The 24,833-nt window shown below is 48.9% G+C and carries 15 protein-coding genes; all 15 read left to right on the top strand.

Annotated features, from left to right (window positions below; translation table 11 throughout):
- Positions 1-49 precede the first annotated feature (49 nt).
- A complete protein-coding gene (nhaC, locus tag P2G88_RS04645; protein ID WP_275794545.1) occupies positions 50-1,504 on the top strand; it encodes a Na+/H+ antiporter NhaC in 1,455 nt (484 codons plus the stop codon).
- Between the two features lie 60 nt (positions 1,505-1,564).
- On the top strand, positions 1,565-4,153 hold the full coding sequence (gene pepN / locus P2G88_RS04640) for an aminopeptidase N (protein WP_275794543.1): 2,589 nt from the start codon (positions 1,565-1,567) through the stop codon (positions 4,151-4,153).
- The gene (locus tag P2G88_RS04635) at positions 4,150-4,371 is read left to right on the top strand and encodes a DUF2835 family protein (RefSeq protein WP_275794541.1); all 222 of its coding nucleotides are present in this window, start codon (positions 4,150-4,152) and stop codon (positions 4,369-4,371) included. The genes pepN and P2G88_RS04635 overlap by 4 nt, the downstream gene beginning before the upstream one ends.
- A 184-nt stretch (positions 4,372-4,555) precedes the next feature.
- The gene (locus P2G88_RS04630) at positions 4,556-6,625 is read left to right on the top strand and encodes a DUF1302 domain-containing protein (protein ID WP_275794540.1); all 2,070 of its coding nucleotides are present in this window, start codon (positions 4,556-4,558) and stop codon (positions 6,623-6,625) included.
- Positions 6,626-6,638: 13 nt separating this feature from the next.
- Positions 6,639-8,003 (top strand): DUF1329 domain-containing protein, encoded by a 1,365-nt coding sequence (locus tag P2G88_RS04625; protein WP_275794538.1) that lies wholly within the window; start codon positions 6,639-6,641, stop codon positions 8,001-8,003.
- A gap of 66 nt (positions 8,004-8,069) precedes the next feature.
- The gene (locus P2G88_RS04620; RefSeq protein ID WP_275794537.1) at positions 8,070-9,086 is read left to right on the top strand and encodes a YCF48-related protein; all 1,017 of its coding nucleotides are present in this window, start codon (positions 8,070-8,072) and stop codon (positions 9,084-9,086) included.
- Positions 9,087-9,096: 10 nt separating this feature from the next.
- Complete coding sequence (locus P2G88_RS04615; RefSeq protein ID WP_275794536.1) at positions 9,097-11,412, top strand: MMPL family transporter; 2,316 nt, start codon at positions 9,097-9,099, stop codon at positions 11,410-11,412.
- Between the two features lie 365 nt (positions 11,413-11,777).
- Positions 11,778-16,625 (top strand): NAD-glutamate dehydrogenase, encoded by a 4,848-nt coding sequence (locus tag P2G88_RS04610; protein WP_275794535.1) that lies wholly within the window; start codon positions 11,778-11,780, stop codon positions 16,623-16,625.
- Between the two features lie 89 nt (positions 16,626-16,714).
- A complete protein-coding gene (locus P2G88_RS04605) occupies positions 16,715-17,722 on the top strand; it encodes a quinone-dependent dihydroorotate dehydrogenase (protein ID WP_275794534.1) in 1,008 nt (335 codons plus the stop codon).
- A gap of 111 nt (positions 17,723-17,833) precedes the next feature.
- Positions 17,834-18,355, top strand: a complete 522-nt coding sequence (locus P2G88_RS04600; protein ID WP_275794533.1) for a cell division protein ZapC domain-containing protein — start codon at positions 17,834-17,836, stop codon at positions 18,353-18,355.
- A gap of 89 nt (positions 18,356-18,444) precedes the next feature.
- A complete protein-coding gene (gene rlmKL / locus P2G88_RS04595) occupies positions 18,445-20,547 on the top strand; it encodes a bifunctional 23S rRNA (guanine(2069)-N(7))-methyltransferase RlmK/23S rRNA (guanine(2445)-N(2))-methyltransferase RlmL (RefSeq protein ID WP_275794532.1) in 2,103 nt (700 codons plus the stop codon).
- Positions 20,540-20,770: a glutaredoxin family protein gene (locus P2G88_RS04590; RefSeq protein ID WP_275794531.1), complete on the top strand. Its 231-nt coding sequence runs from the start codon at positions 20,540-20,542 to the stop codon at positions 20,768-20,770. Before rlmKL ends, P2G88_RS04590 begins: the two co-directional genes overlap by 8 nt.
- Positions 20,767-22,704, top strand: a complete 1,938-nt coding sequence (locus P2G88_RS04585) for an ABC transporter ATP-binding protein (protein WP_275794530.1) — start codon at positions 20,767-20,769, stop codon at positions 22,702-22,704. Before P2G88_RS04590 ends, P2G88_RS04585 begins: the two co-directional genes overlap by 4 nt.
- A 16-nt stretch (positions 22,705-22,720) precedes the next feature.
- Positions 22,721-24,406 carry a DUF3466 family protein gene (locus tag P2G88_RS04580; RefSeq protein WP_275794529.1) on the top strand — a complete coding sequence of 562 codons (1,686 nt, stop codon included), beginning with the start codon at positions 22,721-22,723 and terminating at the stop codon, positions 24,404-24,406.
- 83 nt (positions 24,407-24,489) lie between these two features.
- The coding region (locus tag P2G88_RS04575) for a transposase (RefSeq protein WP_275794528.1) at positions 24,490-24,833 on the top strand (344 nt) is incomplete at its 3' end.

Below are 24,833 nucleotides of genomic sequence, written 5' to 3'. Positions count from 1 at the left end.
GCTAAAGCGGCTTTCTGTAACGGCAAATTAGCCGCCATGGAGAGTGTTGATGTCTCAAACCCGTGAACCCAGCTTATTGGACGCTTTTATCCCCATTGCGGTATTAGTGGTTCTGTTGTCCTCTTCGGTGATCCTGTTCTCGGACAATTCCTCTTACGGGCCTAATCAGATTGCCTTGCTCTTATCCATGGGCATTGCCGCTATTATTGGTTTGAAAAACGGATTTCGTTGGAAGGATATCGAGGAAGGCATTGTCCACGGTATTTCCCTGTCCCTTGGCGCCATCATGATCTTACTGGCTGTCGGGGCCCTTATCGGTACCTGGTTATTATCCGGCACGGTACCGAGTCTTATCTACTACGGACTGGAGTTGCTTAATCCGTCGGTCTTTTATGCGGCTAGTTGCCTGATATGTGCCATCGTGGCTATGAGCATCGGTAGTTCCTGGACCACTGCGGCGACAGTGGGTGTGGCTTTAATTGGTGTGGCTAATGGCATGGGCATGTCTGAAGCCGTAACGGCGGGCGCGATCGTATCCGGCGCCTATTTTGGTGACAAGATTTCTCCCCTTTCAGAAACCACCAACCTCGCACCGGCAGTAGCTGGAACGGAATTGTTCGAACATATCCGTTATATGCTTTGGACCACCATCCCTAGTTTCCTGATTGCACTAGTGCTCTTTCTTATTATTGGTTTTAACGCCTCTGGTGAAGCGTCGTTGGATAAGATTAAAGCCATGCAGGCACAGTTGGAGCTGCAATTTAATTTAGGTTTAATGATGCTGGTGCCTTTGGTGGTATTGCTCACCATGGCAATCCGCAAAGTGCCAGCTTTCCCTGCGGTGTCTATTGGTGCGCTCTTAGGGGGTATTTGGGCAGTGATTTTTCAACCTGACCTAATCGGTCAATTGGCTGCAGAGGGCATGCAGGGATGGTTGAAGCCTGTCACTGTGGTATGGACGGCTTTGTTTGATGGCGTAAAACTCAATACGGGCAACCCGGATTTGGACGATTTGCTAAGCGGTGGCGGCATGTCCAGCATGTTAAACACCATTTGGCTGATTATGTGTGCGTTGTCTTTTGGTGCAGTGTTAGAAAAAACGGGATTGCTCAAACGAGCGGTGGCCTTTGTACTTAAAGGTGCCAAAAGCGCGGGTGGTATGGCCACTCGCACCATCCTGACGGCATTTGGCACCAATCTGATCACCGCCGACCAATATATGTCGATTGTGATGCCTGGGCGTATGTACAAGGAAGAGTTTGCCAAACGCGGTCTTCATCAGTTGAATCTTTCCCGTAGCCTGGAAGACGGCGGCACTATTACATCACCTTTGATCCCCTGGAATACCTGTGGTGCTTATATGCACAGCGTGCTGTTGGTCAACCCACTTGATTATGCCATGTTTGCATTCTTTAACTTGATAAACCCGGTATTGGCAATCATTTATGCTTATGCTGGAATCAAGATATTACGCATACCCGTGCCGGAACAAACCAAGGCGTGATCCATAGATCATTGAGTTAAATTGGCGGGCTTGTCCCGCCTTTATATTATTGAGAGTGTCATGTCCAACGAAGCCACTAAAGCCTTGAAGCTTGCTGATTACTGTCCACCTGCTTTTCGTATCAATAAGCTTGAACTGGAATTTCATCTGCAGGACCACAGCACGTTGGTCAAAGCCAGGAGCCAATTTGAACGGGTCAGCGAACAAGACTGTTCCTTGATCCTGGATGGTGAGAAGCTTTTGTTGGAAGGCCTCTGGCTAGACGGCGAGGCAGTCAGGCCAGACCAACAGAATTCTTCCAGCATGACCCTGGACAATGTGCCCAAGCACTTTGAACTGGAAGTCCATACCCGCATCGATCCTGCCGGTAACACATCTCTAGACGGTTTATATAAATCAGGCGGTGCATTTTGTACCCAGTGCGAGGCCCATGGTTTTCGGCGTATTACCTACTTTTTAGACCGACCAGATGTGATGACAAAGTACAGGGTGAAGATTATCGCCGATAAAGCCCGTTATCCTTATCTGCTATCCAATGGCAATCTGGTAGAGCAAGGTGAACTGGATAAGGGACTTCACTTTGCGCTTTGGGAAGATCCTTTTGTTAAGCCTAGTTACCTGTTTGCTTTGGTTGCAGGTGATTTCGACCTTGTGGAGGATAGCTTCACTACACAAAGCGGTCGCCGGGTAAAGTTGCAGCTTTTTGTCGACAAAGGCCGTGCCGGGCGTGGACAGCACGCAATGACCTCGCTTAAAAAAGCCATGGCCTGGGATGAACAACGCTATGGCCTGGAATATGATCTCGATATCTATATGATTGTCGCGGTCGACTTCTTCAACATGGGGGCCATGGAAAATAAGGGCCTCAACATCTTCAACAGTAAATATGTCCTCGCCGATCCGGCAAGTGCTACCGATGATGACTACTTCAACATCGAATCCATCATTGCCCATGAATACTTCCATAACTGGACCGGGAATCGGATCACCTGCCGTGATTGGTTCCAGCTTAGTCTTAAAGAAGGCCTGACCGTATTTCGCGATCAACAATTCAGCACTGATATGTCCTCGTCTGTGATGGTTCGCATTAAGCAGGTCAAAGTGATGCGTGAGCAGCAATTTGCCGAGGATGCGGGGCCTATGTCACATCCCATCCGTCCTGAAGAAGTGATGGAGATGAATAATTTCTACTCGGTAACCGTCTATGACAAAGGGGCTGAAGTTATTCGTATGCTGCATACGATTTTAGGCGAAGCAGGCTATCGGAAGGGGATGGGTCTGTATGTGCAGCGTCATGACGGACAAGCTGTAACCTGTGACGACTTTGTTAAAGCAATGCAAGATGCCAATGGGGTCGATCTTTCCCTGTTTCGCCGCTGGTACAGTCAGTCAGGGACACCCATTGTAGAAGTAAAAGAAAAGTACGATGAGAAACAGCAGTCCCTGCAACTGGATATTTATCAGAAGACATTGCCGACCGCCGATCAGAAGCACAAACAACCATTGCATATCCCGATCGCCTTGGAGCTGATTCAGGGACCTGATGAAGTCATCACCCGGCAAGTAGCGCTTACCCAAGGGCATCAACAATTTACCTTTGAAGGACTGAGCAAAGCGCCAAGTATTGCCCTGTTGGCTAACTTTTCTGCACCGGTAAAGCTCAAGCATGAATGCAGTCGCGAGCAGCTCAGAGACGTTGCGATGTACGGCAAGGATCCTTTCGTACGCTGGGACAGTGCCCAAACCCTCATTAGTCAGGCTATACATCATATTGCTTCCGGAGCCGACCAGCAAAATGAACGGCATCATTGTAGTTTTCTGACTGAAATGGCCGCAGAGATATTGCCTCAAGCCAAAGACAACTCCGCATTAGTGGCAGAGATGCTGGACATACCCAGCTTTGAGACATTGTGCCAACAAGTCGAGAGTGTTGATGTAGATACTTTATTAGCAGCCGCCAACAAGGTGAAGCAAGCCCTTGCCATGGATTTGCAAGAGCAATGGTATGCATTGTTTGAACAAATCAAACTGGGGCCTTATGAATATGAGTCGGGTCAAGTCAACTTGCGCCGTTTGCGTAGTCAGTGCCTTTTGTATCTGGCTGCATCAGGCGAACAGAATAATTTGGTCAACCAAGTGTATGCGCAATCTGACAATATGACCGATTGTCTGGCCGCGCTTAAGGCGGCACAAAAGGCGGGTTTACCCCTATTTGCAGATTTAATGCAGGATTTTGAACAAAAATGGCAGCATGACAATCTGGTGATGGATAAGTGGTTTGCTTTGCATGCCGGTTTTCAAACCAAGGATTGTCTGTCACGACTGGATTTGCTCAAAGCCCATCAACTTTATGATATCGGTAACCCTAACCGGGTAAGGGCAGTAATGGGGACTTTTGCCTTTTTCAATGCACTGGCATTTCACCAAGCCGATGGTAGTGGTTACCGGTACTTGACCGACTATCTGCTGAAGCTTGATCCTATCAACCCGCAAGTGGCCTCCCGATTAGTGACGCCGCTGATTCAGAATCAGCATCTTGATGTTGCACGTCGGGAAAAAATTCGTTTGCAGTTGGCAAGGCTGATGAACCAGCCGGGATTAAGCCGGGATCTGTTTGAAAAAGTAGGCAAGTCACTTGGCAACGGATGAAGCAATATTTCTTTAGTTTAAATAAACCCTATGAGCAGTGTATTCCCTTGTATGAGGGCAGGGTGCGGTTTGCTGTCCTTGAGGCAGAGTCTGGAGAGAATGTGCAAATTCCGGCTGCAACCTTGCGGCGCTTTATCGGACACAACGGTTTAAAGGGCCGCTTCAGACTGGTGGTAGACGTTAACAATAAGATGAAAAGTTTTGAAAAAATTGCCTAGTGTCTATATTTGGTCAAGGCTAAAAAGGAAAGAATGACAACTACTTAACTGGTACGATTTCTTCTTGCCAACGTTCACAAATGATGTAATGATTTTGTTAATTATCCAGTGTTTTAACTGGGTACAGGGCATATAGGTCTGCAGCACACTTATCCTACTGCAGGTACAGGGGAGAATAAAAAAGATGAAGAATGGGCCTCGCATGTTCAACAAATCACCCTTAGCCGCGGGCATAGCGGCATTGCTTGGCTGTGCGGCTTTACCCGTACAGGCGGTAAATTGGGAATCCGAATCCGGAGACTGGACGATTAGCTTCGATTCTCAGTTTTCTCTGGGTACGGCGATTAGGGTTGAGAACCGTGACTGGAAATTGATCGGCAACAGTAACAACCCGCGTTTTGACTGGACCGGTTATAACGGCACGTCCAACCTGGTATATCCATCAGGAGATATTTGGGCGCAGAGTAACGAGTCCTACTCTACCAACAACGACAACGGAAACCTTAACTTCGATGCCGGTGAGGCATTCTCCACACAGTTTAAAGGTACTCACGATCTCGACATTAAATACAAGAACATGGGCTTCTTCGGCCGTGCCATGTATTTCTATGACTTCGAGTTAATGGATAATGAACGTCCTTGGACCAATCCGGTTTCTGCCCAAGCTGGTTTCGATAGACCATTGGATCCATGTAAGGATGAAGCGGCTAGGGACGAACTCTGTCGTGACATCCGCATGCTGGACGCCTTCTTCTACACCGATTTCGATATGGGCGGCATGCCGGTGTCCCTGCGTTTAGGTGACCAGGTGGTAAGTTGGGGTGAAAGCACCTTTATTCAGCATGGTATCAATACCACTAACCCTGCTGATGCTGCACGTGCATTGGCCCCTGGTGCTGAACTCAAGGAAGTCTTTATACCTGTAGGTATGCTGTATGCCCAAATTGGTCTGACAGATAACCTCGGTATGGCATTCTATTATCAGTACGAATGGGAAAAGACCCGTCTGCCACAAAACGGCAGCTACTTCGCCACTACTGACTTTGCCGGTGAAGGCGGCCAGGATGCCAATATCCAGTTGGGCTTCTCAGGAAACCCGGATATTGACCTCGACTTCCTGTTGATGCGCCTCAACCAGATTGGTGATCAGTTGCGTGGTGGGGTGAACCCAGCGTTGTTGTCTTCTGCTTATCTGGCATTTCCCACCAAAGTGGCGGTGCGCGGATATAGCGATGCAGCGCACCAAGAGGCCGACGATCAGGGCCAATACGGGTTGAAGTTCTCTTACTTCTCCGAGGCCATTAACGATACTGAATTCGGTCTGTACTTTATTAATTACCATAGCCAGCGTCCGCTGATTTCTGGTCGTGCGTCAAACTTTACTGCCGCAGCGATTGGTGGAGACTTGGCCTACCTGGCGCAAAACCAGATAGACAGGGACAATATCCTTGAACTAGATGCCTTTACGGTAGCTGAGTTTGTTTACCCAGAAGATATCAAACTGTACGGCTTTAGCTTTAACACCAACATTGGCGAGACCGCCTTTGCCGGTGAAGTGGCCTATCGCCAGGATGAGCCACTGCAGATTGACGACGTTGAGCTGCTATATGCCGCGATGCCGCAACAGCTGGCTAACGCCGGTCTGCGTCCAGATTTGGCCAATATTTCCCAGTTCAATAATTTGCCTGCAGGTGTTATTCAACCTGGTGGTACAGCGCAGGGTTATATCTTACGTGATAACACGCAGGTGCAGTTCTCTGTTACCCATCTGTTTGGCCCCGCACTGTGGACTGACAACCTGACCTTCTTAGCAGAAGTGGGTTACGTCACCATCGATGATATGCCTGATGAAGACTTCCTGCGCCTAAACGGCCCTGGTACGAGCCGCTCTGGTCCTATTCCAGGCAAAGAAGGTTTACACACTGGTCTGTCTAACGGTCCGGAAACTAACCCTTTCCCAACGGAAGATGCCTGGGGTTATCGTTTGTTGGCCAAGGCCGACTTTAACAACGCTTTCAATGGTGTGAACCTGTCTATCCGTGCCACTTTCGCGCACGACGTTGACGGTATTACCCCAGATCCTATTGCGCTGTTTGTCGAAGATCGCAAATCCTCAAGTGTTTCATTTGACTTTGACTACCTGAACAAGTGGTCCATGAGTATTTCCCACAACGCCTTCTGGGGCGGAGTAGGGACGACAAACCAGTTGTCCGATAGGGATTTCGTGTCTTTCAACATCAAGTATTCTATCTAGGGAGCCATATTAGATGAAGAAGTTAGCCCTAGTCGCTACGGCGCTAAGTCTTGCCGTGAGTGCGACCTTTGTTCAGGCCAAAGTGTCTGATGCCGAAGCGGCCAAGTTAGGAAAGGATTTGACCCCTCTTGGTGGTGAAATGGCAGCCAATGCTGATGGTAGTATTCCAGCCTATACCGGCGGAATTACTACGCCACCTGCCGGTTACAAGCCTGGTGATCATCATCCTAATCCGTTCCCTGACGACAAGCCTTTGTTTGAAATTACAAAGGCCAACATGGCGCAGTACGCTGATCAACTGAGCGCAGGTCAAAAGGCGTTATTCAATGCTTATCCTGACACCTTCAAGATGCCGGTTTACCAGACCCGTCGTACTGCATCAAACCCTCAGTTTGTCTACGATGCGACCAAAGCCAACGCGACTCGTGCGGAGTTAGTTGAAGGCGGTAACGGTATTCGTAATGCAGCCGTCGGTGTGCCTTTCCCTATTCCGCAAAACGGTGTGGAGGCAATTTGGAACCATATCCTTCGCTATCGTGGTCAAACCATTCAACGTTATGGTGGCCAGGCGGCTCCTACGGCCTCTGGTGATTACAACGTGATTGGTTTTGATGACGTTTTGCTGGTGAAGTATTCAGACAAAGATGCGACACCCGAGAAACTGCTGCAAGACAACATTCTGATGAAGTTTAAGCAGAGCATCACTGAACCAGCCCGTTTGGCCGGTACAGCGTTGTTGGTGCATGAAACCATGGATCAGGTACGTGAACCCCGTCAGGCCTGGACCTATAACACTGGTCAGCGCCGTGTGCGTAAAGCCCCTAACATCGCCTATGATGCCCCCGGCACCGCGGCTGATGGTCTGCGTACCACCGATGACTTCGATATGTTTAACGGTGCGCCAGACCGCTATACCTGGACCTTAAAAGGTAAGCAGGAAATGTACGTTGCTTATAACAACTACGACCTGCACAGCAGCTCAGTGAAATACGCTGACATTCTGAAGCCGGGTCATATCAACCCTGATCTGACACGCTTTGAGAAGCACCGTGTATGGGTGGTGGAAGCGAATCTGAAGCCTGAATATCGTCATATCTATCAGAAACGTGTGTTCTATATCGATGAAGATAGCTGGCAGATCATGGTTGCTGATATGTACGATAACCGTAATGAGTTGTATCGCGTGGCGCTTGCGTACTGCATCAACTATTATGACGTACCAACTAACTGGTCAACATTAGATGTTTACCACGATTTGAACTCTCGTCGTTACCTGGCTCTGGGTCTGGATAACGAGCAGAAGATGTATGATTTTCGCATACAGATCAGTGATGATGAGTTCACGCCCCAGGCCTTAAGGCGAGAAGGGCTGAGGTAACAGCAGTAAAACGGTTGGCGCTGCCAACCGTTTTTGTTTTTGAGACGCAACAATACTAAAGAAAATATGAAAAAAATCTTAGTTCCCCTGACGCTGGTCATCTCGATGGCGACTCAAATAAGCCTTGCACAAGATGACAACCAGACTGACTCCAAACCCCTTCACCAAGCCTTTATGGCACCTTTAGCCGAGCAATCTCTGTTGCTGGACATCAGTCAAAGCGATCTCGGCTATTTTTTGGTCGTTGGCGAGCGCGGGCATATTTTGCGTTCAGAGGACGGACAGTCTTGGCAACAAGTGCATGTGCCGACGCAAGCCACCCTGACTGCAGTTTTCTCCGTAGGTGAAGAAAGCTGGGCGGTGGGACATGATGCCGTCATCCTGCACAGCCAGGACAGTGGAAAGACCTGGCAAGTACAAAGTTTCTCGCCAGAGTTAGAGAAACCGCTGCTAGATGTCCATTTTTTCAATAAACAACAGGGTATTGCCATAGGCGCATATGGCCTGTTGTATCGCACCGAAAATGGTGGTGAGCAATGGGTAGTAGAGCCTCATCCCGAACTTCTGGGAGAGGACGATATCGCTTATTTGGAAGAGCTTCGCGCTGAAGATCCGGAACTCTACGAACAAGAGTTGTCAGGCATTTTGCCCCATTTCAACCGTGTATCTGCCGATGGTGACAGGCTTTATCTCGCCGGAGAGGCGGGATTGCTGGCCTACAGTGATGACCAAGGCAAGCAATGGCACGCCATGGATGTGGATTACTTCGGGTCCTTCTTTGATATCAAAAGGACTCTGACTGGACGTTTATTGGCCGCTGGTTTAAGAGGCCACCTTTTCGAGTATTTTGAGGATGATGGCTGGGTACAGATCGAAACTGGTATGAAAGCCTCCTTTAATTCCATCATTTCTTTCAATGATCGTCAGACCCTGGTAGTGGGCAACAATGGAAGATTATTGTGGTTGGGAGAAGAAGCGGAGCTTCTTCATACTGACGACGAAAAGGCGATAATTGCCGGGCTGACCGTCAATGGACAGGTCGTGGCAGTATCCGAAGTGGGCATCAAGGTAATTAAGAAGTAGAACGCAGATTATGACCAGGTTGATTGATTTTCTAGAACTCGTCATCTTTCGCCATCGTGCCTGGATGATCGCTTTTTTCACTCTGATGACAGGGTTTCTCCTGTTTCAGGCAACCCATCTAAAGCTGGATGCTGCTTTTACCAAAAATATTCCGCTTAACCACCCTTACATGCTTAATTACATGAAGCATCAGAAGAATTTCGGTGGTGCTAACAATATTTTGGTGTCCGTATGCGATAAGAACAGCACCATTTTTAATGAAACCTTCTTCAACCGTTTAAAAGACGTACACGATCAGCTGTTCTTTATTCCTGGAGTGGATCGCTCTCAGGTTAAGTCGCTGTACAGTGCCTCAACACGCTTTACCGAGGTGGTAGAAGACGGTTTCTCCGGTGGTCCGGTTATACCTGCTGATTTTTCCTCATCGGATCGGGAAGGTTTAAATTTGGTATCCGATAACATCACCAAAGCCGGCATTGTGGGCCGCATGGTGTCGGATGATTTCAAATGTGCCATGGTTACTGCCCAGTTATTGGAGTTTGATCCTGAAACTGGCGAGAAACTGGATACCCTGGCTTTTGCCGCTGATTTGGAAGAGCAAATCCGCGCTAAATTTGAAGATGACCAGATAAGTATCCATATCATCGGCTTCTCCAAAATGGTGGGAGATGTGGCCGATGGCGCCAAAGACGTTCTGCTGTTCTTCGCCATTGCCATCGCAATCACCGCTGTTATGGTGTACTTCTTCTCCAAATCCATGATGTTAACCTTACTGCCGCTGCTGTGTTCCATCGTTGCGGTGATTTGGCAGATGGGACTTTTGACATTGCTCGGCTTTGGTTTGGATCCTATGTCCATCCTGGTGCCGTTTTTGGTCTTTGCCATTGGCGTCAGTCATGGCGTGCAGATGATCAACTCTGTTGGAAAAGAGGTGGTAGCAGGCCTTACCGTGGTGGAGGCCTCTAAGAAAGCCTTTCGTATGTTACTGATCCCAGGGGGCGTGGCCCTGCTGTCAGACACCATTGGTTTTATGACGTTGTTGGTTATTGATATCGGCATCATTCGCGAACTGGCGATTACCGCCAGTATGGGTGTGGCCGTTATTATCCTGACCAACCTGGTGCTGTTGCCTGTGCTGATGTCCTACATCAAGTTAGGGGATTCTTATATCGCCAGGTTTGCCAATAAGGAAGAGCGTTCTAATAAGATTTGGCATGCCATTTCTATATGCGGACAGGGAAAGACGGCCATTGCCATTTTGGTTGGTGTGGCTGTGCTGTTTGTATTGGGCTGGCAGCAATCGCAGCAAATGAAGATTGGGGATTTGCATGCGGGGGCGCCGGCACTGCACGAAGACTCTCGCTACAATATGGATACTGCGTTAATCACCGATAAGTATGCCATCAGTGTGGACTACGTTTCGGTACTGGTGGAAACCAATCCGGAAGCCTGTACTTCTTATGATGTAATGAATGCCATTGATACCTTCCAGTGGAAAATGGAAAACGTTAAAGGCGTACAATCAACGGTGAGTCTTGCTTCGGTGGCGAAGCTTATCAACGCTGGTTATAACGAGGGAAATCCCAAGTGGCGGGTATTACCTCGCAACCAGCAGTCATTGGTGCAATCTATTTCCAGAGTAGATACCTCATCGGGCTTACTTAACGGTGATTGTTCGGTAATGCCGGTGATCCTCTTTATGGAAGATCACAAAGCAGAGACCATCAGTAGGGTGGTGGATGCTGTGAAAGAATATCGCCAAGAGTACGAAACCGAATCGCTGCAATTCAAATTGGCCTCCGGCCCTGTGGGGGTAATGGCGGCGACGAACGAAGCCGTTAAAGCAGCGCAAAGTCCGATGATGGCTTATGTGTTTGGTGCCGTAATCCTGCTTTGCTTACTCAGCTTCAAATCGCTTCGCGCGACATTGGCCGTCGTGATACCACTGTATGTTGTTTCTGTTCTGGCGCAGGCGCTGATGACCAAACTTCAAATTGGACTGACGGTATCGACTTTACCGGTTATTGCCCTTGGTGTAGGTATCGGTGTGGACTACGGTATCTATATCTTGTCCACCATGAGTCAGAAACTGAAATCGGGTATGGCAGTTAGAGATGCCTACTTTGATGCACTTAAGGAGCGCGGCAGTGCGGTATTTTTCACCGGTGTGACTTTGGCCATCGGTGTAAGCACCTGGGTATTCTCCAGTCTGAAGTTCCAAATGGACATGGGAATTTTGCTGACCTTTATGTTTGTGGTGAATATGTTGGGGGCTATTGTGGTCTTACCAGCATTGGCCAGTGTGTTCTGGTACAAACAAAAATAACGCTGAATAAATATATTTTTTCATGCTGAATACAGCCGGTTGACGAGGTCAGAAAGAGGGCCATATCAACCGGCTTTTTTATTGCTGAGTGCGGCTGCAAGTGGCGCAGGGATTGGCTTTTGCAATTTCATATAGGAAGTAAAATTGATCCATTTATGGATTGTTTTGGATTAACAAAAGCCATATCAAAGAAGTTGATAAATTGTTATTTTCTTAGCCTGAATAGTTACCCAAACCTTACCTTGCCTTAGATAATTTCCCCTTTCAAAGCACAGACTTATCGGCGAAAATATTGGGAAACTGTATACAAGTCAGTTCATTGTCTAACATTCCCCTTACAAAAAAACCTATTACAAGGTAAAAAAATGACGGTTGCCAATAGTCAACACTCTGTAATCCTCGAAAACGTATACAAGCTTATTCACAAGAAGGTGGATAAGTCCCAGGCCGAGCTGGTCGAACAATTCGCTAAGATCCTGTTTAAGAATGTCAGTCGTGAAGACTTAGAAAGCCGGGTTGACAGCGATATGTATGGCGCCACGCTGAGCCTTTGGAATGAATTTCATCATTATGACGGTAAAGCGCCTTTTATCCGCGTGTTTAACCCAGAGGTGGGTAAACACGGTTGGCAGTCATCTCATACCATTATTGAGATCATTACCAAAGATATGCCGTTTTTGGTGGATTCGGTGCGCATGGCCATCAATCGCATGAGCATCACCGCACACTTGCTGATCCACAGTCCTATAGCCATCCAGCGTGACAAAGCCCATAAACTGGAAGCTTTCTACGATTCTAAGGACAAAGATAATCAAGATAAGCAAAAACAGACCGTCTTTTTAATTGAAATTGACCGTCAAACTAGTAAGCAAGCATTGGCGCAGATTGAAAAAGAGCTGCACTCAGTGCTGGACGAAGTGTCATTAGCCGTGTCTGACTGGCAACCTATGATGCAGCGTCTGGATGACATTATTGCCAATTACGACAAGAAACCTTGTCCGATGGACGACCACAGCTGCGGTCAGGTGCACAGTTTCTTACGCTGGATCCGAAATCACAACTTTACCCTGATGGGGTATCGTCATTACCAGGCGAAGGCCATCGAGGGTGATCATCGTTGGATTGCAGACAATGATTCCAGTCTCGGTCTGATGAAAAATTCTGTCAGCAATCGTGAGCGTTTGTTATCCCGTCTGCCGCTGTCGGCGCGTCAGGAAACCTTGAGCCAACACCCATTGATTCTGACTAAAACCAACTCCAAATCCCGCGTACATCGTCCTGCCTATATGGATTACATCGGCATCAAAGAGTTTGATGAAAAGGGCAATGTAGTGGGAGAGCATCGTTTTATCGGTTTGTACTCTGCCGCTTTCTACAATGCCAGTGCACTGGAAGTGCCGGTCATTAAGGACAAGATTAACAACCTGATCGAGCAGTCCGGGTTTGAGAAAACTACCCATGCCTACAAGGCTTTCCTGAATATTCTGGAAACTTATCCACGCGACGAACTGCTGCAGGCGACGGAAGCAGAACTTGGCAAAATCGTGCTTGGCATTTTGCAGATGCAGGAACGCGGCATTTCCCGCATGTTTGTGCGCAAGGATGTGTTTGGACGCTTCTACTCGTGCATGGTTTATGTGCCAAGAGAGCGCTACAACACGCAGTTACGGAAAGAGACACAAGAACTATTGAAGAAGTCTTTCGGTAGCGAGCAGGATGTGGAATTTACTACCTTCTTCTCCGAATCCGTCTATGCACGCACCCACTACATGGTCCGGGTCAAAAATAACAACGTGGAAATTAACGTGAAGGACATTGAAAAGAATATTATCGAGCTTACCAAGAGCTGGAACGACAAGCTGAGTGCCTCTTTAAAGGCCAGCCATGGCGAAGCCAAAGGCAAGAAGCTGGATCAGAAGTACGACAATGCCTTCACCCACAGCTACAAAGATAACAATCTGCCGACCATGGCAGTAGTGGATATCGAAAAGCTGGAAAGCCTCGACGAAAACCACACCTTGGATATGCTGTTCTACCGTCCACAGGAAGAGGCGGCCGACAGCCCAATGGTGAAGCTTAAGCTGTTCCACCGCAATCAGCCTATTCACCTTTCAGATGTATTGCCAATGCTGGAGCATTTCGGTCTGAGGGTCATTGACGAAAGTCCTTTCCAGGTCAAAACCAGCGATGGCAGTGTTAATTGGATCATGGATTTCTCCATGTTACATGCGACCAGCAACCGCATGAGTCTTGAGCAGGCACAAGAGCTGTTCCAAAACGCCTTCTCTAAAGTGTGGTACAAGCAACTGGAAGACGATTCCTTTAACCGCTTAGTGCTTGGTGCCGGCATGACCGGACGTAAAGTCACCATTTTGCGCGCTTATGCCAAATACATGCGCCAAACCGGTAGTTCTTTCAGTAAAGATTACATTGCCAGGACCCTGGATAACTATCCGGATATCGCCATCTTGTTGGTACAGCTTTTCGAGCAGCGTTTCGATCCCAAGATCAAGCGTTCCGAGAAGAAAGAAGAGACTTTGCTGGCTGCGGTTAAAGAGAGCCTGGATAAGGTTTCTAACCTCGATGATGACCGTATTATTCGTCGCTATGTTGATTTGATTATGGCGACCTTGCGTACCAACTTCTATCAGTTGGATGCCCAGGGTAATGACAAGTCCTACATCTCCTTCAAAGTATTGCCGGAACTGATCCCGGAAATGCCGTTGCCGCTGCCCAAGTTTGAAATTTTCGTGTATTCACCCCGTATCGAAGGTGTGCATTTACGCGGTGGTAAAGTGGCCCGTGGTGGTTTGCGTTGGTCCGATCGTCAGGAAGACTTCCGTACTGAAGTACTGGGCCTGGTAAAAGCCCAGCAGGTGAAGAATACCGTAATTGTGCCGGTTGGCGCCAAAGGCGGATTCGTCTGTAAAGATCTGCCGACCCAAGGGGGCAGGGCCGCGATCCTCAAAGAAGGCCAGGAGTGCTATCGCATCTTTATCCGTGCTTTGTTGGATATCACCGACAATATTGTGCAGGGTGAAATCGTGCCACCGGTAGATGTGGTGCGCCTTGATGAAGATGATCCGTATCTGGTGGTGGCCGCCGACAAAGGTACCGCTACTTTCTCGGACATTGCCAATGGTATCTCAGCCGAATACAACTTCTGGTTGGGCGATGCCTTTGCCTCCGGCGGTAGCGTTGGCTACGACCACAAAGGCATGGGTATTACCGCACGCGGTGGATGGGAGTCGGTAAAACGCCACTTCCGTGAAATGGGTATTGATTGCCAGACTACGGATTTTACCTGTGTTGGTATCGGTGATATGGCCGGTGACGTGTTCGGTAACGGCATGTTGCTTTCCGAGCACACCCGTCTTGTGGCCGCCTTTAACCATATGCATATCTTCTTCGATCCTGATCCGGATGCAGCAAGCAGCTATCAAGAGCGTTTGCGTCTGTTTAAGGATCCCAGCCTGAACTGGGCCGATTACAACAAGGATCTGATTTCCAAAGGCGGCGGCATTTTCTCCCGAAGCGAAAAGGCCATTAAGCTTACCCCGGAAATGAAGAAGTGGTTGGGCACCAAACAGTTGACCATGACGCCCAGCGAGTTGATCAAGAACATCCTGAAGATGCCGGTAGACTTGTTGTGGAACGGCGGTATTGGTACTTATGTGAAAAGTGCCAAGGAATCTCATTCCGACGTGGGTGATCGCGCCAATGATGATCTTCGTGTAAACGGTCGTGACCTTACCGCCAAAATTATTGGTGAAGGTGGTAACCTGGGTTGTACCCAGCTTGGCCGTGTGGAATTTGCCGCCAACGGTGGTCGTGTTAATACTGACTTTATTGACAACGTGGGCGGTGTGGATTGCTCAGACAACGAAGTTAATATCAAGATCCTGCTTAACACGCTGGTACAAAACGGCGAGCTGACGCTGAAACAGCGTAACCAGATGCTGTATGAGATGACCGATGATGTGGCACAGATCGTGATCAAAGACTGTTACCGTCAGACCCAGTCCATCTCTATTTCAGAAATGGGTAGCGGCTCACGTTTGAAAGAGCAAATTCGCTTTATCCACGGGCTTGAGCGCGAAGGCCGTTTAAACCGTGAACTGGAATTTATTCCTTCCGATGATGAAATGTCAGAGCGTCAGGCTCACGACCGCGGTCTAACCCGTCCAGAGCTGGCGGTACTTCTTGCCTACGGCAAAATGGTACTGAAAGAAAAACTGAATATCCCCGAGGTGACTGACAACCCTTACCACGCTAAGTTGCTGGTAAGCGCTTTCCCCAAGATGCTGCAGGACAAGTTTAAGGAGCAAATGAAGCAACACCCGCTTAAGGGTGAAATCATTGCCACCAAACTGACTAATAATATGCTGAATGACATGGGCATGAACTTTGTCCATCGTTTACAGGAAGAGACCGGTGCCAGCATTTCTGAAGTGGTGAATGCCTATTCAGTAGTAAAAGGCATCTTCAATATGGACAGCCTGTGGCGTGAAATTGAACAGCTGGACAACAAGATTGGCGCCGATGTGCAGCTGAAAATGCTGGATGATATGCGTCGTACCCTGCGTCGCAGTGCCCGCTGGTATCTGCGTCATGGTGTGAAATCCATGGACATCGAAGAAGCCATCGGATTCTATCAGGCTACCAAGGATGATCTGTCCAAGAACCTGGAGCATTACCTGGTAGATTCAGAATACAGCGAGCTTAATGAAAAAACCCAGGCCCTGGTCAAAGCCGGTGTGCCAGATGCCGTTGCTTTCAAGGTGGCCAGCCTCAGCAATATGTTCTCTTGTTTGGATCTGGCGCAGGTCTGCACCAACGAAGACAAGTCAGTCTCATTGGTGGCCAGTCTTTACTACAAGCTGGGCAACAGGCTGCAGTTGCACTGGTTCCTGGATCAGATCAACCGTCAGGAAGTGGCCAACCATTGGCAGGCCCTGGCTCGCGCTTCTTATCGTGAAGAACTGGATTGGCAGCAGCGCTCACTGACGTCGGTGTTGCTGAAGTTTGATCCTGCCGCCGCCGATGCCGAAGCATTGCTGGACAAATGGGTCGAAACTCATCAACTGCTGCTGGAGCGTTGGAACCACATGATGTCTGAGTTTAAGACCAGTGGTAGCCACGAATTTGCCAAGTTCAGTGTGGCCCTGCGAGAACTGATGCTGTTGAGTCTTAACTGCAGCACTGCATCCTGATAGCCACAAGGATAAAAAATCCTTTATAATTCAAGCCCCGGCCTAGCCGGGGCTTTTTAATCTTAACGTTCAAAAATGAAGCCAATTACATGTACTCATTGATCCGCCCGTTGCTTTTTTGCCAGGATGCAGAGAAAGCTCATGATCTCAGCATGGGATTCCTCAAACATAGCCAGCACACTCCGCTTAAACTGGCCTATTCGCAGTCTGTGCCCGATAAGCCGGTAGAGCTTTGGGGACTGACCTTTCGCAACCCTCTGGGATTGGCCGCGGGGCTGGATAAAAACGCCGAATGTATCGATGCCTTTGCTGCTATGGGCTTTGGCTTTATTGAGGTCGGGACGGTGACCCCAAGACCCCAGGCGGGCAACGATAAGCCGCGACTCTTCCGTCTGCCACAGGCCAATGCCATTATCAACCGCATGGGCTTTAACAATAAAGGTGTGGACTATCTGGTAGAGCGGGTTAAAGAGGCCAGCTACAACGGCGTATTGGGTATCAACATTGGCAAAAATAAAGATACGCCGGACGAGCAGGCGCTGGATGATTACCTGCATTGTCTGAACAAGGTCTATGAGCATGCCAGCTATGTCACGGTGAATATTTCCTCGCCCAATACCCCGGGCCTTCGTAACCTGCAATATGGTGAAGCGCTGGATAAACTATTGGCAGGTCTTAAAAGTGCGCAAAGTCGCTTGGCCGACAACCATGGGAAATATGTACCGCTGTTGGTGAAGATTGCGCCCGATCTGGACGATCAACAAATTGACAGCATTGCCCGCTCTTTAAGCGTGGCCAAGATGGATGGCGTGATCGCCACCAATACCACTCTGTCCCGTCAGGCCGTGAAGGATTTGCCTCATGGTGAAGAGGCCGGTGGATTAAGCGGTGAGCCATTGACCACAATGAGCCAAGACGTGGTCGTGCGTTTGAAGCATGCATTAGGCGGCGCCATGCCCATTATCGGCGTGGGCGGTATTCACTCAGCCGAGACTGCTAAGTCGCGTCTGGTAGCGGGTGCCTCATTACTGCAGATCTACTCGTCATTTATCTATCAGGGGCCAGGACTGGTAAAAGAGATCGTACGCGCCTTATAAGGATCGATTCTGGATCCTTATTCGCTATTTCAAAAAAATATTAATAAAAAGAGATACATGCTGATAGCGTGGTGTCGATGAATAATAAAAATAAAAAAGGAAGTTCACTCCATGTTGCGTCCCGATAGTCAATGGCGTTGGTATTTTGACCAGCAGCAAGCTTGCCTGGCGATGCAACTATCTGATGAGATGGTCTTTCTGTCGGCTTATGGTGCCAAACAGTTGGGACGACAGCCAATGGCATTCGAAGATTTTGACCTGGAAGATCATCAGAACTACTCCCAAGCTGCATTTTTACTGGACGACGAAGTGCAATTCACTGCAGCTTTCAAAACCCAGGCGGCCTTAAACGCCTGCGCTTTATTGCGTTTTCACAAGCCCTTGATGCCCAAAAGTTGGTTTTTTCAACGTGGCATGGCAGGGAGCGGAGTCGGAGTGGCGACCCTGACCAGCAATCTGCACGCAGCACAAGTGCTGGTGCTGCAAGAAGGCGAAAGCTGTTTGTGCATGCTACTTGATGAATCCTTGCCTCTGGATGAAGGAAAATCCCTGAAGCAATTTGAAGCCATCAAAGTCATGCGTGACTGCTTGCAAGGTGCGGTGCAAACCACCGAGTTTCGCCGCCGGGCGTGAACTATCCAAGCCAGTTTTCGGCGAAATAGATCCACACAACATCACGCTTTTCCCTTATAATCCCTGCCTTTAAATTTTGCGGCATCGCCATGTATTCGTTTGTAATCACCACTTCCAAAGGTTTGGATGATCTGCTGGCGCAGGAAATCGCTGGTATTTGTCCCCATTTATCTCTCAAAACCAAACCTGGTCAGGTGATCTTTGATGGCGAGCTGGAGGATGCCTATCGGCTTTGTCTTTGGTCGAGATTGGCCAACCGCGTACTACTGCAACTGGCAGAGGGCGAAGTAAAAGATGCGGAGGCGCTTTATAGCCTCGCATCATCGGTCAACTGGACCAGCCATTTCTCCGTCGAACAGCGCTTTGTGGTGGATTTTATTGGTACCAGTAAAGCCATCAACAACAGTCAGTTTGGGGCCTTAAAGGTCAAAGATGCGGTCGTAGACCAATTTATGGAGCTGTTTGAAAAACGCCCTGATGTCAGTAAAGAGTTACCTGATATTCGTATTCAATGTCGTTTATGGCGCGATCGGGTAGGGATATTCATCGATCTTAGCGGCCAAAGCCTGCATCAGCGTCACTACCGGGCGAAGGCCGGTGAAGCACCGGTAAAGGAGCATATCGCCGCTGCTATGTTGATTCGAAGTGGCTGGGCTGCAAACAAGGACAAACCTTTGGCCGATCCCATGTGCGGTGCCGGCACTATTGCCATTGAAGCGGCGCTGATGGCCTCTAACCAGGCTCCGGGATTAAAGCGTCCTAACTGGGGCTTCTCCCGCTGGAAGAAACATCAGCCAAGTCTCTGGCAACAGCTTGTCGAAACGGCTAAAGCCGCGATCAAAACTCCCGAAGCTCCGATTTTTGCCAATGATATTGACGCCAAGATGGTCAATATCGCCAGACACAATGCCGATGCCGCCGGCGTGGCTGACTTAATCGAATTCAACCAGGGCGATGCCTGTGATTGGCAGCTTAATTGTGCGCCGGGTTATCTGGTCAGCAATCCGCCCTATGGTGAGCGTTTAGGTGAATTGACGGCGCTGTTGCCGTTATTTAGCCGTTTTGGTGAGCATCTGAAACGCCATTTTGCCAATTGGCATCTGTCACTACTGACCAGTAATCGCGATCTGCTCAAACAGCTCAAGCTGATGGCGGGCAAAGAATATCAATTAATGAATGGTGCCTTGGCCTGTCAGCTGGTTAATTTCATTCTTGACGAAAAGAACTGTGAAATCCGCGACAGTGCCCCGGCCGGCCAGGATTTTGCCAATCGCCTGAATAAGAATCTGGCGCGCTTAAAAGGTTGGCTTAAGCAGCAAGATACCGACTGCTACCGTCTTTATGACGCCGATTTACCGGAATATAACCTGGCTTTGGATCGCTATGGCGATTATGTGGTGGTGCAGGAATATGCTCCACCCAAAGACATTCCCGAAGCCAAGGCCAAAAAGCGCTTGATGGATGCGCTGTCTGTGATGCCGCAAGTGCTGAATGTAGTACATGACAAGATTGTGCTGAAAGTGCGCCAGCAGCAAAAAGGTAAAGGCCAATACGAGCGCATGGCACAACGTGGTGAGTTTATTCAGGTTAGGGAAAATGGTGCGAGGTTTTATGTAAACCTTTGGGATTACCTGGATACCGGCTTGTTTTTGGATCATCGTATCACCCGCCAGATGGTGCAACGCTCCAGTAAAGGGCTGGATGTCCTTAACCTGTTCTCCTATACAGGCTCGGTGTCGGTGCATGCTGCTATCGGTGGTGCCCGTTCAGTAACAACGGTGGATATGTCCCGTACCTACTTGGAATGGGCCAAGCGTAATTTTACCTTAAACGGTTTGAGTAACCTGTACCAATACCGTTTTATCCAAGCCGACTGCCTGGAATGGCTGCGTGAACATCAGCAGAAATACGACCTGATCTTTATCGATCCACCCAGCTTCTCCAATTCCAAGCGCATGGAAAATACCTGGGATGTGCAGCGCGACCATATCGCCCTGTTAAGCGATGCAAATCGGTGCTTGAAACCCGGCGGCAAGATTATCTTCTCTAATAACTTGCGCTCTTTTAAGTTGGATGACGCTGGTATTGCCGATCTGGGCCTTAAAGTGGAAAATATTTCCGCCAAGACCCTGCCGGAAGATTTCAAACGTAATCCGAAAATCCATCACTGTTTTGTGTTGACTCATGAATGAAGCCCTGACCCTATACGGCACCCTCGGTTGTCACCTTTGTGAAGATGCTTTGGCTTTGGTAAAAGCCTGCGCGCCCACGCACACCATCATCGAGTTGGATATCGTGGATGACGAATCGCTTTATGCCAAATATCGCACCAGCATTCCGGTGCTTCGAGATGAAAAGGGCAGAGAGCTCAACTGGCCCTTTAATGAAACACAATTGAAAGAGTTTCTATCTTGAGTTTGCTGCAATTAAAAAACGCTCAATTAGCCTTTGGCACTTATCATCTGCTGGATAAAGCAGAACTGGTTATCCAGCCCAACGAGCGACTGTGTTTGGTCGGCCGCAACGGCTGCGGAAAATCCACTCTGCTTCGTGTGATTGCCGGTGAAATGCAACTGGATGACGGTCAACGTATTATGGATGCCAGCGTGCGAATTGCCCGTTTGGCTCAGGACCCACCTATGCAGGATAGCAGCAAGGTGTTTGATTTCGTGGCCGAAGGTCTATCCGAGGCAGGCGAGTTATTAAAAGCCTATCACCAGCAAATTCAGACCGTGGCCAAAGATCCCAGTGAACAACAACTGGCACGCCTGGAGAAACTGCAATCTGAGCTTGAACATCAGGATGCCTGGCGTTTTGAACAGCGTATCGAACAGGTGTTGGCACAATTAGAACTGGATGCCGAACAACCCTTGTCTGCGCTATCCGGCGGTTGGCGGCGTAAAGCGGCACTGGCCCGGGCGTTGGTGACCGAGCCTGACATTTTGCTGCTGGATGAACCAACTAACCATCTGGATGTGCAGACTATCCGCTGGTTGGAAAAGATCCTGCTGGAATTCAAGGGTACCATCGTCTTCGTTAGCCACGACCGCGCCTTTATCCGCAATATGGCAACCCGTATTCTGGATCTTGATCGTGGCAATCTGACCAGCTATCCCGGCAATTACGCCCAATATCTGCATAAGAAAGCAGAAGATTTGCAGGTAGAAGCCGCTCACAATGCGCTTTTTGATAAAAAGCTAAGCGAAGAAGAGACTTGGATTCGTCAGGGCATTAAGGCCAGGCGTACGCGCAACGAAGGACGGGTAAGGGCACTGAAGGCCTTGCGACAGGAGCATGCGCAACGGCGCAATCGTCAGGGCACTGCCAAAGTCAATCTTGCCGATGGCCAGGCCTCGGGTAAGCTGGTTTTTGAAGCTACAGATCTAAGCTATAGCATTGCTGGCAAACCGTTGGTGCAGCATCTTGATCTCGTGGTAATGCGTGGCGATAAGCTAGCGCTCATCGGTGCCAATGGTTCTGGCAAAACGACCCTGATCCGCTTGCTGCTCGGACACATCACTCCAGATGCTGGTACCGTGCGCCAGGGAACGAATCTGGAACTTGCCTATTTCGATCAGCATCGTTTGGCTTTGAATCCTGACGCCTCGGTGATGGATGCGCTTGCCGATGGGAAAAAGGAAATTACCGTTAATGGCCGCACCCGCCATGTGATGAGTTATCTGCAGGACTACTTGTTTACCCCCGATCGGGTTAATGCGCCGGTGCACTCTCTGTCTGGTGGCGAGCGCAACCGCTTGTTGCTTGCCAAGTTATTAATCAAGCCCAGTAATTTGTTGATCCTCGATGAGCCTACCAACGATTTGGATGTGGAAACCCTGGAGTTACTGGAAGAGACCTTGGAGCAATATCCTGGCACGGTGATCCTGGTTAGCCACGACCGTGAATTTGTCGATAATGTGGTGACCAGCAGCCTGTATTTTGAAGGAAATGGTCAGATCCGTGAATTTGTCGGCGGATACAGTGACATCGCCCGATGGTATGAGCAACAAGAGAAAGCACAGACCTCGTCACAAAAATCTAAAGCGCCAGAAACTATTGAGACGTTGCAGAGTCAAACGCCCAAGTCAGAAGGGCAGAGTACAAAGTCTTCTGGTAATAAAACGAAAAAGTTATCATACAAGCTGCAGTTGGAACTGGAGCAATTGCCCGCCGAAATCGAAGCACTGGAGCTTAGCGTTGAGGCTTTGCAATCAGAGATAAACGATCCGGAATTTTTCAAACAGGATGCCCAATATACCCGGCAATCCCTGGACCGATTGGCCGAGCTTCAACACAAGCTGGAGAAGGCCTACGCCAGATGGGATGAGCTGGAGAGCATGACCGAGTAGTAAAACAGGAAATCAAATGATAAGAACAAGGCTATATTCCTTATCCGCCCTAAGCCTCTGTCTGATGGCTGCCAACAGTGGCGCCGCTGAATATCGCATCATGACGCTGGAAGGTGCCACGGCCGGTCAATACAGTTTTGCCAAGGATATTAGTGGTGATGGCCAGGTGGCTTATACCCTGGAAGATGCATTTAATCCCAAAATAGACTTATCCTTGCTGGACTTAGAAAACAATCAGGCATTGCTTGATCTGCTGGAAGATCCTGATGCGGTTAAAGATGGGGATATTTCTGCCACTGACTTACAGCGTCTTTTTGATTATCTGCGCTCCAATAACAATATTTCAAACCCATTTTTTCAAAAGATCGGTCGCTATCGCAGTTACATAAGTGCCGGCAGCGAGCTGGAAGAAGAGGTGGCCTTTGATGTGGTGGATACGGAACTGGGATATCTCAGCCGCAGTGTTGATACACAGACGCAAAAGATGAACCAGCATGGTGACAGGGTGGGTATTGCCAGCGCACCCTTTAAAAAAATTGAGCATGTCAATGAAGATGGTGACGAGCAGACCATGGTCTATCGAGAGTTTGGTAGACGTGGATTTGCCAACATTGATGGTATTTTTGTGCCTTTAGCATCTGCTGCAACCGAACTCGGTGGATACTCTGAAGCTAATGGCATCAGTGACAACCGTATTGTTGCAGGCCGAAGTGCGCTCGAGCCTGGAGCGAATGTGACCGCTGCTGTTGAGGCCTGTGCAGATGAAGAAACTCGTGGGGATAGGCCCGAAGAGGTTTGCATCAGTGGGTTAATTGACTCCTATATTGGTGGTATTGTTGAAAGTTTTAAAACAAGAGCCACCCTATGGGAATTGGATGCGCAGGGTAGTGTGCTGGACACTCATACGTTTGGATTGCTCTTTGAACCGGCCGGTGATGATACCCGAAGCTACACCAGTGCAGCGCTGGATGTGAACGATAATGCGGTGGCAGTTGGTTACTCCAGCCACAGATATCGCGGTAATGAAAATCAGATTGTAACCTTCGCCGCAGTATTTAAAGACGAGCAGGTAAGTGGCTTTATTGATGACCAGGAGTACTTTGCCAGTGTAGCCACTGCAGTTAACAACCAGAATATCGTCACCGGCCAGGCCAGCAAGTATGTCAATGGTTACGCCCGCACCAAATTCTTTGTCTATGACATTGATGAGCAAACCTTGGTTTTCCCCGATGATTTCTTCCCTGGCTCATCGTCTGTTGGCAGATCGATAAACAATCATGGGCTGGTCGTAGGTGATGGAGAAGTAGATTCGGTAATCGGAAACACTGTGCGTCGTCGTCATGCTTTTATTTATGATCATAATGAGGCTAGTTTTCAGGATCTGAACAATCTGGTCAGTTGTGATACGCCTTATACCTTGGTTCAGGCCAATGGGATTAATGATAATGGTGAGATTGCGGCAACCGCTACCATCAATCGCCCACAGTTGGATATCACCGGTCAACCGGTACTGGACGATGCCGGCAATCAGGTAATGGAAGATGCCGTGGTCGCAGTGAAGCTGGTGCCTATTCCGGGCGGTACGGCAGAGGATTGTTCGGCTGAGGAGCCAAAGACAGAACGAAAGGCCGGCACCCTGCATTGGGCTTGGCTGACAATACTGACTTTATTTGGCTTATTCAGAGACAGAAAGGGACGCTAAGCGTCCCTCAGACTGTTGAAAAAGGCCTGGACGCAGATCCAGGCCTTTGATCTAATGAGCATAGTGAACAACATGGATTCACCATGCTTAGAGACAAAACCCCCCAACAATATGAACTAGAAATGGTCGCCATTGACCAGCTCGTACCGCAGGACCACTTGGTTCGCCTGATTGACCTAGCCATTGATTTTGAATTTATCCGCGACAAGGTAGCGCATTTGTATTGCCAAGATAACGGGCGTCCGGCGGTTGACCCGGTGCGTCTGTTCAAAATCCTGTTTCTCGGCTACTTGTTTGGCATCCCCAGTGAACGACGACTCATTAAGGAAATCCAGGTCAATGTCGCCTATCGCTGGTTCTTAGGGATGGGACTGACCGAAGACGTTATCCATCACTCCACGCTGAGTCAGAACCGCATTAAGCGCTT

The organism is Aliiglaciecola sp. CAU 1673 (assembly GCF_029223185.1).
Taxonomy (GTDB): domain Bacteria; phylum Pseudomonadota; class Gammaproteobacteria; order Enterobacterales; family Alteromonadaceae; genus Bowmanella.
This window is presented reverse-complemented; position numbering and strand designations above follow the sequence as displayed.

What these genes read in the sequence shown, in the direction of transcription:
- P2G88_RS04610 (WP_275794535.1), top strand. Translation starts at nt 11,778, where the DNA reads ATGACGGTTGCCAATAGTCAACACTCTGTAATCCTCGAAAACGTATAC.
- P2G88_RS04635 (WP_275794541.1), top strand. Translation starts at nt 4,150, where the DNA reads ATGAAGCAATATTTCTTTAGTTTAAATAAACCCTATGAGCAGTGTATT.
- P2G88_RS04615 (WP_275794536.1), top strand. Translation starts at nt 9,097, where the DNA reads ATGACCAGGTTGATTGATTTTCTAGAACTCGTCATCTTTCGCCATCGT.
- pepN (WP_275794543.1), top strand. Translation starts at nt 1,565, where the DNA reads ATGTCCAACGAAGCCACTAAAGCCTTGAAGCTTGCTGATTACTGTCCA.
- nhaC (WP_275794545.1), top strand. Translation starts at nt 50, where the DNA reads ATGTCTCAAACCCGTGAACCCAGCTTATTGGACGCTTTTATCCCCATT.
- P2G88_RS04605 (WP_275794534.1), top strand. Translation starts at nt 16,715, where the DNA reads ATGTACTCATTGATCCGCCCGTTGCTTTTTTGCCAGGATGCAGAGAAA.
- P2G88_RS04590 (WP_275794531.1), top strand. Translation starts at nt 20,540, where the DNA reads ATGAATGAAGCCCTGACCCTATACGGCACCCTCGGTTGTCACCTTTGT.
- rlmKL (WP_275794532.1), top strand. Translation starts at nt 18,445, where the DNA reads ATGTATTCGTTTGTAATCACCACTTCCAAAGGTTTGGATGATCTGCTG.
- P2G88_RS04625 (WP_275794538.1), top strand. Translation starts at nt 6,639, where the DNA reads ATGAAGAAGTTAGCCCTAGTCGCTACGGCGCTAAGTCTTGCCGTGAGT.
- P2G88_RS04600 (WP_275794533.1), top strand. Translation starts at nt 17,834, where the DNA reads ATGTTGCGTCCCGATAGTCAATGGCGTTGGTATTTTGACCAGCAGCAA.
- P2G88_RS04630 (WP_275794540.1), top strand. Translation starts at nt 4,556, where the DNA reads ATGAAGAATGGGCCTCGCATGTTCAACAAATCACCCTTAGCCGCGGGC.
- P2G88_RS04580 (WP_275794529.1), top strand. Translation starts at nt 22,721, where the DNA reads ATGATAAGAACAAGGCTATATTCCTTATCCGCCCTAAGCCTCTGTCTG.
- P2G88_RS04620 (WP_275794537.1), top strand. Translation starts at nt 8,070, where the DNA reads ATGAAAAAAATCTTAGTTCCCCTGACGCTGGTCATCTCGATGGCGACT.